Genomic DNA, 14,536 nt, shown 5'->3' on the forward strand with positions numbered 1-14,536 from the left:
TCACCACCCCGCCCGGTCGTGGCGTGTACTTTGCCCGCAATGATGCCGTCAAAGTCACTCATCACGAAACGGTAACGGTTTATGTTGGCAAGGCACCCGGTTAACACGCCTTACACAGTTCCCCTCTTTGGCAAAGAGGGGTTAGGGGAGATTTTTAAACGATCGGCAACCTTCCCTTCAAGGGCTGTTATCGGTTGAGTATTACAGAAAAAAGAGCAGATTTAATGCACAAGCATCTTCCCGATACCATCCCTTTAAGGGATGTTATCGGTTTAGTATTAATGAGAAATGAGTTAATTTAATGCACAATAACCGCAATATCACCGAAGAAGCCAACCACAATGGTTAAAGTCACCCGCCCGCTATTTGCCGATTCAGCCAAAGGCAACCTTGGCAATATCGGCGCGTTTCGCAGAGGTCAAACCGGCCCACAGTTTATCCCTTTAACGGTGCCAACCGACCGGAAAACCGCCAAGCAGCTACGCCTACGCGCCTGTTTTTCGGTGGCCAAAAAAGCCCATGCCGCCATCCCGAGCGGATCACGGCCCCGGTGGGGCATTTATTGGCGGCAATACTTACAGGAGCATCCGGGATGCCGACCGTAAAAAAACCCGTGCATCAAGTCACTGTCGCTGTTACCGGAAAATTCCATGACGGTTACAACCCGTTAACCGGCAAACCCTTCAAGCTGGTTTACCAGCGCGTCCGTAAAGGCTTGGGCAACATAGAAAATCGGGGCCGCATGGATTTACAAATCCGCGTCCAGGTCAGCATCCGGGACAAACAATCACCGACCCAATTACAAAGCCGAAAGCGCCTGGCAGCGGCAACCGCCGCCTATAAACACCTGGACAACTCGGCAAAAACCGACTGGTGCCGGCAAGCCGCCAAATTACGCATGACCGGCTTTAACCTGTATATTCGCCGCTATTGCAAAGCCCATCCCTTAACGGAATTTTAACCATGGCCAAAGTCACCACCCCGTTGTTTTCAAAAACCGCACACGGCAATATCGCCAAAGGTGGGCTGCAATACCGTTCCGGCCAGTGGGGCAGCCATGTTTATAAACCGCTGGCACCCGGCAAACAAAACCAACAAGCGCCGTCACCGGCCCAGGCTAAACAACGCGAACGCTTTAACGGCATTTGTACCGCCTGGCACTTGTTAAGCAAGGCAGAACAAGACGCTTACCGGCAACAAGCCGCCGAAATAGGCGGCCTCAATGGCTGGAATTTATATGTCTCATTGGGCTTGGCCAAATCCATTTACCCGCCGGATACCTTGCTGACTTTGGAGGGTTTACCGCTGGTGAACGAGTACAGCGAACGGATAGAGGTCGATTAACCACCGCCATGCCACACATTAACGAGTTAATTTTACTGGCCAGACCGGTTCAAGCCACCGACACCTTAATCATCGAAGCGCCGGAAGGCACAAGGCGCCTGGCGGCAACCGCGTTTAAAGGTGAAACCGGCACACAGGGGTTACAAGGTGAACGCGGCCTGACGGGTTTGCAAGGCGTGCAAGGGTTAACGGGCGACCAAGGCCCACCCGGCACCGCCTCAGGGATTCGGGAAACCGCCACGGTAACCACCGGCATTATTGCCAATCTTAATTGGGAAACCGGCACATTTAGTATGGCAACCTCGTTCGAGCTACTACAGGTCGTATTATCCAGCGCCGCCAGAATCAGGTTGTACAACAGCGCAGCGAACCGGGATGCCGATGTCGGACGTTCGGTATTTCAGGCGCCCACGCAGGGCATGGGCTTAATTCTGGATATCAACGCCGTTACCGTATTGTCCCAAACACTGGACCCCCACGCGCACGGCTCCAACATGGAAGCGGTGCCGTCCGACCGCATTTATTACACCGTCACCAATAACGGCGCACCGGCAGCAATCACCGTGGCGTTTACTTTTTTAAGAAAGGAACACTAATGGCCACTTTATTCACTAACAGCCTGTATAACTCCAACAGCACCGATACCCTGTTCCGGGCCTGGGCGACCTTCCTGCACAATATTTTTATGCTCGGCTTTGTTAATGTTACCGATGCCGCGCAGCTTGACTTAACCACCGTGTTAAAACCGGCGGCAACCCAGACCAGCATGGGCTTTAAGATTTATCGTACCAATGACGGCTTAACCCCCGTTTTTATTAAAGTGGAATTTGGCAGCGGTGCCGCCGTCTTGCAACCGTCAATCTGGATCACCGTCGGCACCACCTACAACACCGGCGGCACCATGACCGGCGTTATCTTGTTGCCGCGTTTACAACTGACCAACACCACCAACGATATCATCAACCCACACGTCTGTTTTGGCAGTGGAGCCAACAATCGTGTGTGTTTTGCGCTGTTTACCAGCGTCACTACCGGGCCGTTCTGGTTTAGTTTTGAACGGCGCAAAGATGCCAACATTAGCGACGTCGATACCGGCATTTTACTGGATGGCGGTTTAAGCACCTCACAGCACTGGTCGTTATGTGCGCCCTTTACCGGCGTTATTCCGGTTAAAGAAAACGGTTGTCAGTTTATCTTGTCGTCCAACAATCCGGCCGCGTATGGCAATGCCATCCCCGAAGGTTTGCGGATTCCCTGCCTGGGCCCCAGTGAACCACCGGGCATGAATGTGGCCTTTTGCAATGGCAATGATTACGGCCCTTATGCAGAACCCACCTTAACCATCAATGTCACCGACATTAAATTCAAACAATGCGGCACCTTAATAACCACCTTGCGCTGTGGCGGCGCGTCTTGTGTGGATGCCGCTACCCGCTTGTTGTTGCGGTACGATTAATGACCACGGCAACCGGTTGTCAGTACGGCTTAGCCGCCGCCTTTGCCTGTGCCACACAACGGCAACTGATCGGTAATTTTGCCGCCAATTATCAGGCCGTCATTTACCGGCACTGGTTACAAGATCCGGCGTTATTGGCCCTCATGAATAACGGCAATGCCAGTGTAAAACGCTATCAACGGGTATCAGATAAAGCCTTGCTGGCCATCATGAATAACAGCAATGCCAGCGTTACCCGCAGCGGCTTAACCTGTGTTAACTCGTGGAATATTATTAACCACCGTACCTTTTTTACCCTGCCCAGATCCGGCGGCAGCGAAATAAACAACTGGGTTATTCAACAAATACGCTCAGGTATTGGTGGCCCATTACCCGGCGGCAACCAAACCCCGATAAAAACCACCGGCCAACTATGGCCAAGATACTATTAAATCAAACCATCCCGCAACACCCCGTAAACATTCACCTCCCCCTTTCATCATCAAGATACTACATCCCGTTTACCGCGCCGAGCAGCGAAGCGTTTAACAGGATAAGCCCGTCAGGGGCGTGGCAGGGATACCACGCCTTGCCGAAGGGACAGGAGTCCCTTTTGGCAAGCCCCTGTTAAACGCGAGAGGCGAAGGATGAAGCGGCAACCGGGCGGCTTTTTTTTTGGATACTTTTCTTTGGCCGAACAAAGAAAAGCATCTCGCCCTCGGGTGCGAAAACCCGATCAACAAAACCCGTCGCGATAGCGACACTAAAATCGGCTATATAATTATCATAATCCCGTTTACCGCGCCGAGCAGCGAAGCGGTTAACAGGATAAGCCCGTCAGGGGCGTGGCAAGGATGCCACGCCTTGCCGAAGGGACAGGAGTCCCTTTTGGCAAGCCCCTGTTAAAAGCAAGATGCGAAGGATGAAGCGGCAACCGGGCGGCCTTTTTTTTGGATACTTTTCTTTGGCCGAACAAAGAAAAGCATCTCGCCCTCGGGTGCGAAAACCCGATCAACAAAACCCGTCGCGATAGCGACACTAAAACCCACCACTCATGCCGAAAACCAAATAATCAACCCATAACCGCCAAGGTACAAATAAATCAAGCACTTAACTTGACAGTGCTTCGTTTGAGGGGATTAAAATTAATACCGTTTAATAATCACACCAGAGAGGTGGCGAAATGGCAAAAGTATCAGGCCCGTTGATGTCAATGGACGCATCCGGTAAATTTGGCGGCACAATCGTGTTTTCAAAATGGAAAGGACGCAATGTAGTACGGCAGTTAGTGGTTCCGGCCAACCCAAACAGCGCCGGACAAGAAGCCGCGCGTAACCGCACCCGCGTTACCGGTGCCTTGCAAGGTTGGGTTAACAGCACGGCAATGCTCGCACCCACCCAAACCCTCACCGATAAACTGCGCATAAAGGCAGTCACCCCCGGTGGTTTTGCCTGGAACGGCTTTTTAACCCAAACCTTAATCGGTTCCGGTGGCTTAACCTACGATGCGGCAACAGCGGCTTATGCAGCGTTAAGCGCACCGCAAAAGGCGGCCTGGGAAGCGGCAACCGATGACCTGGTGCCGGTAATCAATGACGTTTACCAAACCATCGAAGGCGGTGGCGCCGGTACCCCGATCACCGACGGTGAAGTATTCTTTATCCTGCAATACGGCTTAAGCCTGTTGGGTTTGGCCGATATGCCGGGGGCAGTGCCACCGGTTTATAGCTAAATTCTGGCTATCAGAATTTAAAAAGCCCTATGATTCAGGTCATGGGGCTTTTTTTTGGGGGTGGGTTTTGGTGAATAAAGGATGTACTGGCAATGGGTAATTTATTGTTTTCTGATGGGTGCGTTTAAACAAACGACATCGAAATATTTCAGGTAAATGTTGTTAGTTTGAGGGAAGTTGCAAAACTCCCTAATTCAGGTGCACTGCATATTACGGATAAATTGCTAGTTCCGTTTACACTACGTTTTAAACGTGTTAGTCCTGCGTAAATTGCTGACAAGCCTTGTGGTGAGTTAGCCTTACTTATTACTAAAACCAAAAGTCTTGCTTCCCAACCTTTGAAGCTTTGTATTGTAGTTAGCTTAACCCTAGCATCACCCATAAAAAAGCCAATTTTTTTCCTGCGACCGTCATTATTTTGTTTATCTCTTTCAAAGGTATCTATACATGACATTCCATAATCAGAATTTAATTTATCAGAAAGATTTATACCGATGGATTCTGAATCTACAATTATAGTTATATCTGCTACAGCAAGTTGTTCTTGTGGATTAGCTATCTTCATCATATCCAAAACAGCTTCGATAGTTACAGCCACAATCTGATTTGGATGAATTTGTTGCCATTTTATTTCGCATAGATAAATATATCTATCCAGCTCAAAATTAAGGGATATTGGAATTTGGCGCAATGATTCTGGTAAGAAAGTTTCAGCGAATTGACGAGTAATTTCAATTAGTTTTGGTGGCATTCGATAACTGACATCAAGGCTACCCCACTCTCCACTAAATCCTGAATTTATCATTTGTTCGTCCGTCCAAGCACTTGCCGTACCATAAACGTCTTGCGTTCTGTCTGCTACGAGAAGCATTTCTCCATTGGGTTTTACTAGCTTACGGAGAACTTGCCACCATTTCGGATGAAAATCTTGTCCCTCATCAACTAAAATTGCATCATAAACTGAATAGTCGTTTGCATCGCTGCAAACAGTTAATAATAAATCAGTGAGTTTTTCATCAAATACTTTGAAATCATAATGATAATCTTTACAAAGCTGGGAATACTCAGATTCATAACCAGACTCAATGAGTATGCGTTTGCATAGCGCATGAAAATGTAACCAAGTAATTGCATTTTTTGCAGAAGTACCTTTCCATCTTACAGACACATCTCGCAAATAATTAATCAAGGTAATATTGTATGTGCAGACCAGAACATTTAAACCCGAAGAAGCCAACTCTGCTGCTCTTCCAGCTAATACAATGGATTTTCCAGAACCTGCCGACCCTTTTATTCGTCGATAACCCGTAACTGTTCGTGTTGTAATAAGTCTTTTTTGATCGCTGGATAGTTCAAGGGGAGAGCGTTGATCTTTAGAAAAACTGGGTTCTGTTAACCATGCACGCATATCGGCGGCGATTTCGGCAGACATACAATCGTTTATTTTATTCAAACGTGTTAAATCGAATTTAATATTTCCTCGCGCTATTGTGTCTGAGCCAACCAATGGATAAAGATTACTATATCCCGACATATTTCTGAAATCACGAAAAGGCTTGAACAAATCCTCAATTCTTTTCTTTTCAGTGAAAGGAAATATAATTCCTGCGGTAATCGCTCCAAAACCTGATTTTTGTTTAAGGCGAGGACAGTAAAGATTAAAAATCTCTTCTTTGTATAACTCAATTTTAGTGACAGGATTATCTTTTTCTCTTGAAAAAGTTCTTGTTCCGTTGTTCCCCATAAGCCTAGGCTTATCATTTGACCACTCACAAAAGTAATGTAGCGCATCAAGATTCCAGTCTTTTACTTCAAAGACTGCAATACCGTTTCGTGGATGTAACAAAACAAAGTCAGGCTTGAGTCCATTAAGGTGAGGCTGTAAGTAGATTTCCCATTCTTCAGGTAAGTAGGTGTTAAAAAACTCAAATACAAGTTTCTCTCCATCTGTAGGTCGTTGTCGAAGAGAATCATGTTCTGCTGCTGGAGGTGATATTAGGCGCATAAAATTTTAGTTTTGTAATTTGATTCTCTTAGAACGGTAGGGTTTACTTCCTGGGGAGAACCTATGGAGCCGAGTCGTCGAATATCCTCTCTGGGTTCTCGTGACCCGACCTTATTTCCTGTAACTCCACTTCTGTCAGTGGATTGTCCCAAGCTTCCCTGCATGAACTCTCCTCCTCTGTCCAGTCCTGCTCGATCTGACTGGTATCTGGAGATAAGGTTTTTGAGGTACTGGTTTGTTTGGGGGAATTTTTCATTGAAAAAGTCCGGAGCTTGGCGCCAAAATGGTGCTCCATGATCGCGACGATATCCGCAGGGCGAAGCGTGGGTAGGTGCAGGCTTTCGTTCGGGGAAAGCGCCATCCAACACCACCGCTCCTCGAAGCGCTCGATCAGCTCGAGCGACCAAGGCAGGCCTTCGTTCTTGGAAAGCACATCCCAATGCCACCGCTCTTCGAAACGCTCGATCAGTTCGAGCGACCAAGGTAGGGCTTTGTTCATGGAGAGCCCTATCCAACACCACCGCTCCTCGAATCGTTCGATCAGCTCAAGCGACCAAGGCAGGCCTTTGTTCTCGGAGAGCCAATTCCACCCCCACCTGTCCTCGAAGCGTTCGATCAGCTCAAGCGACCAAGGCAGGCTTGTGTTCATGGAAAGCGCATCCCAACCCCAATTCCTCTCGAACTCATGATACGTTCATTTCAACAGGGTTTATGCCGCAGCTGAGGGACTGCAAGATATCGTCTATATGCTCTCTTACTTTGTTAAGGGTTAAGTTGATTTGAACCTCGCCAAGATCATTACCTTTTTCCAGAATGCACCGTTCTTTGTCATTGAAAAGTCTCCCACATATGTAGTAGTGCTCAGGCCATGAACTGACTGGCTGAGCTATATTGAATGTCATAGGGAAGCTGTCCGCAATGGTTTCAATATGATCTCTCATAGCAAACGGAAATACTCCTAACCAAGTGTGCTTATAGACCTTGATCCAGAGGTTCTCTGGCCAAGACTTTAAACGAACATCTAGATCGCATTTCACTATTAATTTGCGGTCATCGCGATAGTTCGGACGAACCTCAAGCTCAGATGCCCAAGCTGCGAACATACTATCACTCTTCAGACGCTCCTCTATTGTAGCAAAGGCCATGCGCACCTTCTTTTCTACACAATATTGATAGGAATTAGCCATATGCCGGTACGTTTCTTCGTGATTGATAAATAGATCCCAACAAAGTGCGTTAATTTCATTATTTCCCGACATATACCTTTCCACATGACTAATAAATTGACGAATGAAAGTAGCTGCTGCTGGGTGGGCTTTAGCTGAACAATCTCGTAGTAGTGCCGATATCTGCCCATAGGACATGCAGTAGACCGGAACTGAAGAATTTGGATTTATGGTTTCCGGCTCCCGCCCGGATGGTGTTAAGAATACCAAGCCGTGCTGATATCCTGGATATCGAGTGAGCAATGTGTCTTGATAGCGCTCGATTTGCCGAGGTTGCTCTCTTGCCCAGATTTTATTTTCAATAGCTATTACCAGCCTCACAGCTGGAAACTCGACAACTAAGTCGATACTTTCCAACTCTCTGGATATTCTCGATTTCGAACCCAATGCCGCTACTAGAATTTCTTGGTGAAGATAATGGTCAGGGATTTTTAGGTCTAAAAGTGAGTTCAAAAATGCATTAATGAAGGCATCCTTAAGCCCATGTGGATCATTCTTATTCAGGAGACTGGCCAAGATGTTCGAATGTACTAGCTCTTTGCTTCGAACCCCCATGACCTTGAAAAGATCAAATTCTTGGGAGTAGGTATTGAGCTCTGTGAATTCCGGCGAGGATGCCAGCGCCTGAAAATTTAGATGATGTACATTCAATTCTAGAATCCTTAATTTTGATTGAAACCGTGCCTGTTAACTTCATTGAGACATAAGATGTATGGGTTGTCCTGCGATAATTTCGTAAAAGTCATGCAATGACACCTAAATTGCGTTGTATGAATTGAAATAAGTACTGATTTTATTATAGCTATATTTATTATATATCATAGTGGAAGTATCGTGATATAAACATCAGCAAAAAGAACAACAAAAAAAACATTTTTGGGCTGCTGAAATACCTGTTCATGGCTGTCATTTGTTATTCGTTGGTTTCAAAAAATCAATCTCAATGCCAGCCATTCAGATTTGTAATATTTTTAACGGGATTACAATCTCGAACTCGCTCTTTGCTGCCTGATCGGGCAGCTTTTTGATTAGCCGGTCGGAGCCACATTACAGACCATCACAATAGAATCCAAAGATAATTCATGAATTTATTGCTTAAAATCTGGTTATCATGGAAGATAAAGTTACTTTTTAATTTTCGGTTGAATGTACTATTTATCTATACAACTGAGACTTTGAATTCATGATTTAAAGGCGCTTAAAGCTTGGACTTAATGCATTACAGGCCATCTGTCGGCTGAATTATAAAAAGAAGGGTAGCATTAGCTACCCTTTGAGTTGCGTCATTACAACGCTGAGATACACTATGAAAGTGTGCTGATTGTAGCTCCAATGTTTCAGCGCCCATGGAAACTACTAAACTGTTTACATAATAAATATCAACAAGAAACCGCTATTATTCGTCCTGGTTGATAACTATGAGGTTTTTAGTTATTTTTAAAACCATCCTGAAACTATGCTTTTTTACCTAATCCTGGTGACCCACCTTGGACAAAGCTATTAAATTTATTACCACTATCATTGCCAAGATTAACTTTATGGATCTTCCGATGAGTAGGCCTTGATATACCGACTTCCTTTTCTTTTTTGATGAGAATAATTCTTACTTTTTTTATGTGGATAAGCTCTTCAAATATTTTGAACTCGTTTTCTCCATGTATTTTTATTAGTTGATCTAGCCTTTTCTCTAGGGCCTCTAAGATAATCAATTCTTTGTTATCTTCATCAGTTAATATTTTTTTACTTCGTAGATTCTTAAAATAATGCCTTAACGCTCTTTCTTTATGGCCAACTTTATGTGCGCGGCATGTATCACAATACCGTGGTGGTTTTTTCCATTCAGCCAAAATATAAAATGTACCCACCCGACATTCGGGGCATTTCAATTTCATCCATTGTGGTTTTTCAGTGCGCTCTGGAATGGGTATTACTATGATTTTATAACCCATATAACTTCCTTTAAAACTTTATTCGTCCTCCTCATATACGAGATCAACAGGCTCATTAATAGCGTCAAGATGGCCAGTAAAACCTATATAGATGGCCTCAATAGCGGCTCTAGTAACAAAAATCAAATTGCTTAGTGCTGAATAGATAGAACCACTTATATTTACAACCAAAGGCCATATAACTACTTCAATAATCTCGCCTGGAAAGTGAATCACTCCAAATTGTAATCCCACCGCGACGGATCGTAGATAATTCCCCTTATATTCAAGAACTCTAACGTGAGAAGTCGACTTCAAGAATGTTTGCCCCGGTTGTTCAACAATTTTTTGTTCTGTTTTCATGTTACTTCACCCCGTCTGTTTAAAGTTATTTGTTATTTACTGATGACTTCAATGGAATCAAGCTTTATCAAACTGGGACTTATTTTATGCTCAGTATTACCCATTCTTACCCGGTATCCTTTTTTTAGATGATCATAAACTTCAATGATTGAAGACATCATTATATGGTCACTCTTAAATCTGGTTTTACTGACAACATAGTGACCATCCTTAAATTTATGTGGGGTTAATATTTTGCCTTTATTTTTACCTCGGATAACTCTGTACTCTAATTTCATATTGTTGATCCTATGATGTAATAAAACTGCTAGTCATTAAGTGTCTTTAGGAATCATTTATTCCTTAGGCTGTATTATGAGAGTATTTTTGATTAATGTAAAGGACTTTATGTATCATTTTATCCCTAAATAAGACACTATGATCATATTTTCCTTTCAGCTCACAATTAACAGCTTTAATTTGCATCTATTGAATCTTAAATACGGTTACCTTTAGATAAATTACAACGCTCGCAGAGCAATTGTAAATTTCTGATGGTGTTGTTCCCCCCACGAGAAAAGGGAACAATGTGATCGAAACAAAGTTTCTCTTTAGTGCCGCACTCTACACAATGTCCTCCATCCCTTTGCCATACTTCTCGCTGAACTAATCTTGGTATAGCTTCACGCCGCTCAACTCGCGGCTCGATAGTAGGCATTTGTGATTGATCAACTAAACTAGGGAAAGAATTTTCTGTCTGTTCTTGTTTAATTTCTGGAAGCGGTAAGGAGTCACGAAACGCTTTAATGAAGGCTACGCTGTCATTTAGTTCAGTTTCAGAATGTACAAATAATTTTAACGCAGGTAATCCACGACCCAATCCGGGTGAAGCATAAGTATTACTATGTCGCCCTGCTTCACCAGGATACTCAAGTGCAATTTCAGGTATTGATTGACCATCAGGCGGGTATGGTAACCAAATATAAACACCTTGTTCACGATTGGGTTGATCAATCTGTATTACCGCACCTAAGTCATGACGTATATCCCATGCCAAAACTTTTACTGTCTTGCGAGAGTGCCCACCAAATTCTTTATTAAATATATCCACAGCTCTGGCAATCAGTATATTTTGCATATTTTTATTCTCGTAAAGTTTTTATGATAAAAAATTAACTATATAGAACTGTTATGGCACGGAGCTCAGCAACTTCTGATGCTAAAACTCGGCTACCTTCTATTACAAATATTTCAAGAGATTTGGATTGATAGAATTGGCCCATTGCCAATAATACAGTTGGCGTCAATAACTCTAGTGACTCAGTTCTATCTAAATTCTCAAGCTTCGCATAAGCTTCAGTCAATTGCTCATTCCAATCCAGTTTATTTGCCAAGTCTGAAATCTCCAATTTTGAAAGGCTCCGCAAAACAAAACAATGATGCCTAAATTGTGATAATGACTCATAAGTTACAAAAGGAGGTTCCTCACTATATAAAAATGGACCGGAGAAGCCTTTCTTAGTTAGCAACCATCTATATGCCTCATTAGCACTCACTACTGGTTTATCGTTTTCACGTCCTTCCAAAAGTAATCGATCATTCCCTTTTGAGCTAACAGCATTTCTAATGGTCTTGATGCTTACACCAGCAAGTAATGCAATTTGATCCAAGGTTAATGAACCACCCCCTTCAAGCGTCCATCTTGCATAAACAGCATCAATAATGGTGAGTAAAACATCTATAATTAAATCCCCATTTTTGTTTGGTATATCCAACATATCAAGTCCGTTATCTTTAAAATATAGTTCCGGTTTACTTTTAAACATTGTGCGAAATGATTGTAATTCTGTTACGGACTCAGACAACCAGGCATCAAAATAGGGCGTACCATGTATACTGTCTACACCATTCCAAGTACCATGTTTTGCAAAGTCAAAAACATCTTGTATTTTTTTTACAAAATCAGCTTCATTCAGATTGCTCTTTGCAATGTAATCTTCAAGAAAATCTGGCGGTACAGAATGGTAATTAATATCTCCACCCTCATAACTCTGCTCATCAATATTTAATAGTCGGGCACCTGCCTTCCCGTCAAAAAGACAATCTGTCCACATAGCTAAAATGCCGAGAAATGTTACAGCCGCGTCTTTTGCATCGTCTTTTGTAATTTTTGCTAAATCTACCATACTTGCACCTATGAAATGATTTTGGGCTTCATGTTTTCCCAGTAAAGAATCTAGGATACAACAGCTAATTTATTAAATCAATGGGATTTTATGAATAATTTAATCCCGTTTATGTCGATGAGTATTACTACCATAAAAAAGATCATTCATTATTGAAGAGGATCAAAAAATAAATCGAGCCTATTAACTGGAATTTCTGTTAACTGATATTTTTTTAAAAATTTATGTTTTCTTATTCACAACATTCAGAAAACTTAAAATATTTTTTAGTGGCCTTTTAAAAAAGAATACGTATATTTATGACTAATATAATTTATATCTTTAGACATTAACGCATCGTGTGTTGTTAATATTCGAACCACATGAAATTACATTAAAAAAATATTTTTATTTATTTCGGCAATAATGTTGCTTTAGTGTGATGCTTGGGATTGGTTATTATTAGCGCATAAGGTAGGCGAGGAAGCGTATGCGTCCCATTAATGAGCAAATCTTGAAAATTATCAATGATAATTCATTAACATAAATCAACTTCCTTAAAAACAGCAAAGCCCCATAACTAAAATCATGGGGCTTTTTTTTGTTATATTTTTCATTTTGTAATTGCGCGTTTTCATAGTGTTGTCATAGTGCAAAAGCGAAGGCGGCATAGGGTAAAATGGGGTTAGAATTAAGGTGATTTTTGTGTTTTTGGCGATTTGAAATGATTGGCGGCGCATTACGGTTGAATTGGGTGCCGTCAGCGCGAGAGGATAGCGAGAAAGCGAACGCGGCCCATTAATATGCGCGAGAGCATTAAGAGATATAAAAAAACAGTCTAAAAACACTCAAAAAACAAACTCAATATGATTAGTGGGTTGTTATTCTGTGTAGTGGTGGTGTTCTGCTGGTTTTTAGAGTTTTCGCGCTGTAGTGCAATTTAAAACCCTAAAACAGACCAACAAGGCTCACTGTGTTGCCAGAACTATAAACGCTTATACGCGAGGATTTTTTGGCAGTTTAATGCAATTTTGGCCAGATAGATTCACTATTGACAGATAATGTTGATTTTTTTAGGTGTTTAAGTGAATTAATCCGGGAGTTTCGGCATGGATTTCAATAGAGATAAGTGCTTTAAACGGGGTGGTTATGATCTGGCCAGTGGCAAGGTTGTGGTGCAGTTTAGCGACCAGTCAATTTATGACTATGACGGCTTAGGTCTCGATGAGTGGCTGGAGTGGAAAGATTCCTACCCGCGAGGCTCGTATTTTAATCTGAATTACCGCTATTCAAACACGCGCTTTACCCGTTTGGAGTCCTGGCCGGAAAATCTTTTTTTCACGTTTTTTGAAACCTGAGCGCGTGACCTTAGCGTTATCATTGAGCTGCCGGGCTTGACCTCACGGAACGTTCAGCCGCGAATAGTTGACGTTCTGTGGCTCCCGAGCGTCACAGTGGCCTTGCTTACGCCGGCCACGGCCCTGCAAGGCAGCGGGCCTTGCGCAGTTGCACTGCGCCCGCCGCCACCCCCGCCCACCCGTAAACCCTCCCTTGGTTGTTGCATGACTGCCCTGCTTGTCTGCAAGCTTGTCTTGCTTGCCACGTTCACAGTAAAGGGTTTTCGGGCGTCGCGTGGGGGCGGCGATCCGGCGCTTACGCGCCAAAAAATAACCGCTAGTACAAATAAAAACTTATGCACAATTATTGTGTAAAAGCCTGTGTATATTTATCGTTATTAAGCCAGAATAGACCGTATTTACTGGGCTTTAGTTAAATTGTGTAAATTATTACCAAAGTATGAAAGCCTGTTTAAGTCGGCATAAAACCAACCAGCATAAACAGCCATGCTGAATGAGTTTACAACTCTAACGTGGTTACGCAATAATATTTTTTAGTTCAAAAAACAACGACAAAAACACTGCCCTTGTTTTGTCGGCACATTAATCGAGGTAAATCCAAACGGCAAAAAAATCCTTGCCATCCAGTTTAACTCCTTTTTTTCTGACCGAGAATATCTCAGGTTAACAGCATAAAAGAAGTTTGATATCCAACAGTACGAAAAGTCCCGCTAGTCTACATACCCAGTTTATTTTTACTGGATTAGCCTTGTTTTTTATGTTTTTAATTAAAAATTAAGAGACGTATTATTTACTGAGTGGCAATGTTTATTTCTTAGCTTTGATTATTTTACTAGGTTCTGTTGACGTTTCACCAATCCGGTAGAATAAGCCGTTTTGAATGAAATGAAGCGGATAAAATTAAGTGATGAAGAGTGGACTCGTATTTTGGCAAGCTTAAAAAAATTGCCTGGAGTTCATATCGGTTTACCCGATATTTGCAGGCAGTTTGTTAATGCCAT

17 protein-coding genes are annotated in these 14,536 nt (G+C 43.1%); 8 read left to right on the forward strand and 9 right to left on the reverse strand.

Annotated elements, in window-relative coordinates; all coding sequences use genetic code 11:
- The first annotated feature begins 341 nt into the window (after positions 1–341).
- From N7974_RS18705 to N7974_RS18735, 7 genes are all read left to right on the forward strand, one after another.
- The gene (locus N7974_RS18705; RefSeq protein WP_262967068.1) at positions 342–605 is read left to right on the forward strand and encodes a hypothetical protein; all 264 of its coding nucleotides are present in this window, start codon (positions 342–344) and stop codon (positions 603–605) included.
- Positions 593–961: a hypothetical protein gene (locus N7974_RS18710; protein WP_262967069.1), complete on the forward strand. Its 369-nt coding sequence runs from the start codon at positions 593–595 to the stop codon at positions 959–961. Before N7974_RS18705 ends, N7974_RS18710 begins: the two co-directional genes overlap by 13 nt.
- Before the next feature lie 2 nt (positions 962–963).
- On the forward strand, positions 964–1,344 hold the full coding sequence (locus N7974_RS18715) for a hypothetical protein (RefSeq protein ID WP_262967070.1): 381 nt from the start codon (positions 964–966) through the stop codon (positions 1,342–1,344).
- A gap of 8 nt (positions 1,345–1,352) precedes the next feature.
- Entirely contained in the window at positions 1,353–1,940 is a 588-nt protein-coding gene (locus tag N7974_RS18720) for a collagen-like protein (protein WP_262967071.1), read from the forward strand.
- The gene (locus N7974_RS18725; protein ID WP_262967072.1) at positions 1,940–2,800 is read left to right on the forward strand and encodes a hypothetical protein; all 861 of its coding nucleotides are present in this window, start codon (positions 1,940–1,942) and stop codon (positions 2,798–2,800) included. Before N7974_RS18720 ends, N7974_RS18725 begins: the two co-directional genes overlap by 1 nt.
- Positions 2,800–3,231, forward strand: coding sequence for a hypothetical protein (locus tag N7974_RS18730; protein WP_262967073.1), 432 nt, complete (start codon positions 2,800–2,802; stop codon positions 3,229–3,231). The genes N7974_RS18725 and N7974_RS18730 overlap by 1 nt, the downstream gene beginning before the upstream one ends.
- Positions 3,232–3,962: 731 nt before the next feature.
- Positions 3,963–4,511, forward strand: coding sequence for a hypothetical protein (locus N7974_RS18735; protein ID WP_243218558.1), 549 nt, complete (start codon positions 3,963–3,965; stop codon positions 4,509–4,511).
- A gap of 148 nt (positions 4,512–4,659) precedes the next feature.
- Here the strand turns inward: N7974_RS18735 and N7974_RS18740 are convergent, their stop codons facing one another.
- The 8 genes from N7974_RS18740 to N7974_RS18775 all read right to left on the reverse strand — a co-directional run bounded on the left by N7974_RS18740 (position 4,660) and on the right by N7974_RS18775 (position 12,198).
- Entirely contained in the window at positions 4,660–6,516 is a 1,857-nt protein-coding gene (locus N7974_RS18740) for a nuclease-related domain-containing DEAD/DEAH box helicase (RefSeq protein ID WP_262967074.1), read from the reverse strand.
- Between the two features lie 61 nt (positions 6,517–6,577).
- Positions 6,578–7,165 carry a hypothetical protein gene (locus tag N7974_RS18745; protein ID WP_262967075.1) on the reverse strand — a complete coding sequence of 196 codons (588 nt, stop codon included), beginning with the start codon at positions 7,163–7,165 and terminating at the stop codon, positions 6,578–6,580.
- Positions 7,166–7,199: 34 nt separating this feature from the next.
- Entirely contained in the window at positions 7,200–8,393 is a 1,194-nt protein-coding gene (locus tag N7974_RS18750) for a PDDEXK-like family protein (RefSeq protein WP_262967076.1), read from the reverse strand.
- An 803-nt stretch (positions 8,394–9,196) separates the two neighbouring features.
- Positions 9,197–9,691 carry a hypothetical protein gene (locus tag N7974_RS18755; RefSeq protein ID WP_262967077.1) on the reverse strand — a complete coding sequence of 165 codons (495 nt, stop codon included), beginning with the start codon at positions 9,689–9,691 and terminating at the stop codon, positions 9,197–9,199.
- Positions 9,692–9,709: 18 nt separating this feature from the next.
- The gene (locus N7974_RS18760) at positions 9,710–10,033 is read right to left on the reverse strand and encodes a hypothetical protein (RefSeq protein ID WP_262967078.1); all 324 of its coding nucleotides are present in this window, start codon (positions 10,031–10,033) and stop codon (positions 9,710–9,712) included.
- A gap of 32 nt (positions 10,034–10,065) precedes the next feature.
- Positions 10,066–10,311 (reverse strand): hypothetical protein, encoded by a 246-nt coding sequence (locus N7974_RS18765; protein ID WP_262967079.1) that lies wholly within the window; start codon positions 10,309–10,311, stop codon positions 10,066–10,068.
- A gap of 197 nt (positions 10,312–10,508) precedes the next feature.
- Positions 10,509–11,150, reverse strand: a complete 642-nt coding sequence (locus N7974_RS18770; RefSeq protein WP_262967080.1) for an HNH endonuclease — start codon at positions 11,148–11,150, stop codon at positions 10,509–10,511.
- A gap of 34 nt (positions 11,151–11,184) precedes the next feature.
- A complete protein-coding gene (locus N7974_RS18775) occupies positions 11,185–12,198 on the reverse strand; it encodes a hypothetical protein (RefSeq protein WP_262967081.1) in 1,014 nt (337 codons plus the stop codon).
- Between the two features lie 1,088 nt (positions 12,199–13,286).
- Between N7974_RS18775 and N7974_RS18780 the strand changes: the two genes are divergently transcribed.
- The gene (locus N7974_RS18780; protein WP_262967082.1) at positions 13,287–13,535 is read left to right on the forward strand and encodes a KTSC domain-containing protein; all 249 of its coding nucleotides are present in this window, start codon (positions 13,287–13,289) and stop codon (positions 13,533–13,535) included.
- A 53-nt stretch (positions 13,536–13,588) separates the two neighbouring features.
- Here N7974_RS18780 and N7974_RS18785 read toward each other — a convergent pair whose 3' ends face one another.
- Positions 13,589–13,741, reverse strand: a complete 153-nt coding sequence (locus N7974_RS18785; RefSeq protein ID WP_262967083.1) for a hypothetical protein — start codon at positions 13,739–13,741, stop codon at positions 13,589–13,591.
- Between the last annotated feature and the right edge of the window lie 795 nt (positions 13,742–14,536).

Source organism: Methylobacter psychrophilus, from assembly GCF_025583945.1.
Lineage (GTDB): Bacteria > Pseudomonadota > Gammaproteobacteria > Methylococcales > Methylomonadaceae > Methylobacter_C > Methylobacter_C psychrophilus.

Coding starts and splice junctions, on each gene's coding strand:
- N7974_RS18705 (WP_262967068.1), top strand. CDS start 342: ATGGTTAAAGTCACCCGCCCGCTATTTGCCGATTCAGCCAAAGGCAAC.
- N7974_RS18710 (WP_262967069.1), top strand. CDS start 593: ATGCCGACCGTAAAAAAACCCGTGCATCAAGTCACTGTCGCTGTTACC.
- N7974_RS18715 (WP_262967070.1), top strand. CDS start 964: ATGGCCAAAGTCACCACCCCGTTGTTTTCAAAAACCGCACACGGCAAT.
- N7974_RS18720 (WP_262967071.1), top strand. CDS start 1,353: ATGCCACACATTAACGAGTTAATTTTACTGGCCAGACCGGTTCAAGCC.
- N7974_RS18725 (WP_262967072.1), top strand. CDS start 1,940: ATGGCCACTTTATTCACTAACAGCCTGTATAACTCCAACAGCACCGAT.
- N7974_RS18730 (WP_262967073.1), top strand. CDS start 2,800: ATGACCACGGCAACCGGTTGTCAGTACGGCTTAGCCGCCGCCTTTGCC.
- N7974_RS18735 (WP_243218558.1), top strand. CDS start 3,963: ATGGCAAAAGTATCAGGCCCGTTGATGTCAATGGACGCATCCGGTAAA.
- N7974_RS18740 (WP_262967074.1), bottom strand. CDS start 6,516: ATGCGCCTAATATCACCTCCAGCAGCAGAACATGATTCTCTTCGACAA.
- N7974_RS18745 (WP_262967075.1), bottom strand. CDS start 7,165: ATGAACACAAGCCTGCCTTGGTCGCTTGAGCTGATCGAACGCTTCGAG.
- N7974_RS18755 (WP_262967077.1), bottom strand. CDS start 9,691: ATGGGTTATAAAATCATAGTAATACCCATTCCAGAGCGCACTGAAAAA.
- N7974_RS18760 (WP_262967078.1), bottom strand. CDS start 10,033: ATGAAAACAGAACAAAAAATTGTTGAACAACCGGGGCAAACATTCTTG.
- N7974_RS18765 (WP_262967079.1), bottom strand. CDS start 10,311: ATGAAATTAGAGTACAGAGTTATCCGAGGTAAAAATAAAGGCAAAATA.
- N7974_RS18770 (WP_262967080.1), bottom strand. CDS start 11,150: ATGCAAAATATACTGATTGCCAGAGCTGTGGATATATTTAATAAAGAA.
- N7974_RS18775 (WP_262967081.1), bottom strand. CDS start 12,198: ATGGTAGATTTAGCAAAAATTACAAAAGACGATGCAAAAGACGCGGCT.
- N7974_RS18780 (WP_262967082.1), top strand. CDS start 13,287: ATGGATTTCAATAGAGATAAGTGCTTTAAACGGGGTGGTTATGATCTG.
- N7974_RS18785 (WP_262967083.1), bottom strand. CDS start 13,741: ATGCAACAACCAAGGGAGGGTTTACGGGTGGGCGGGGGTGGCGGCGGG.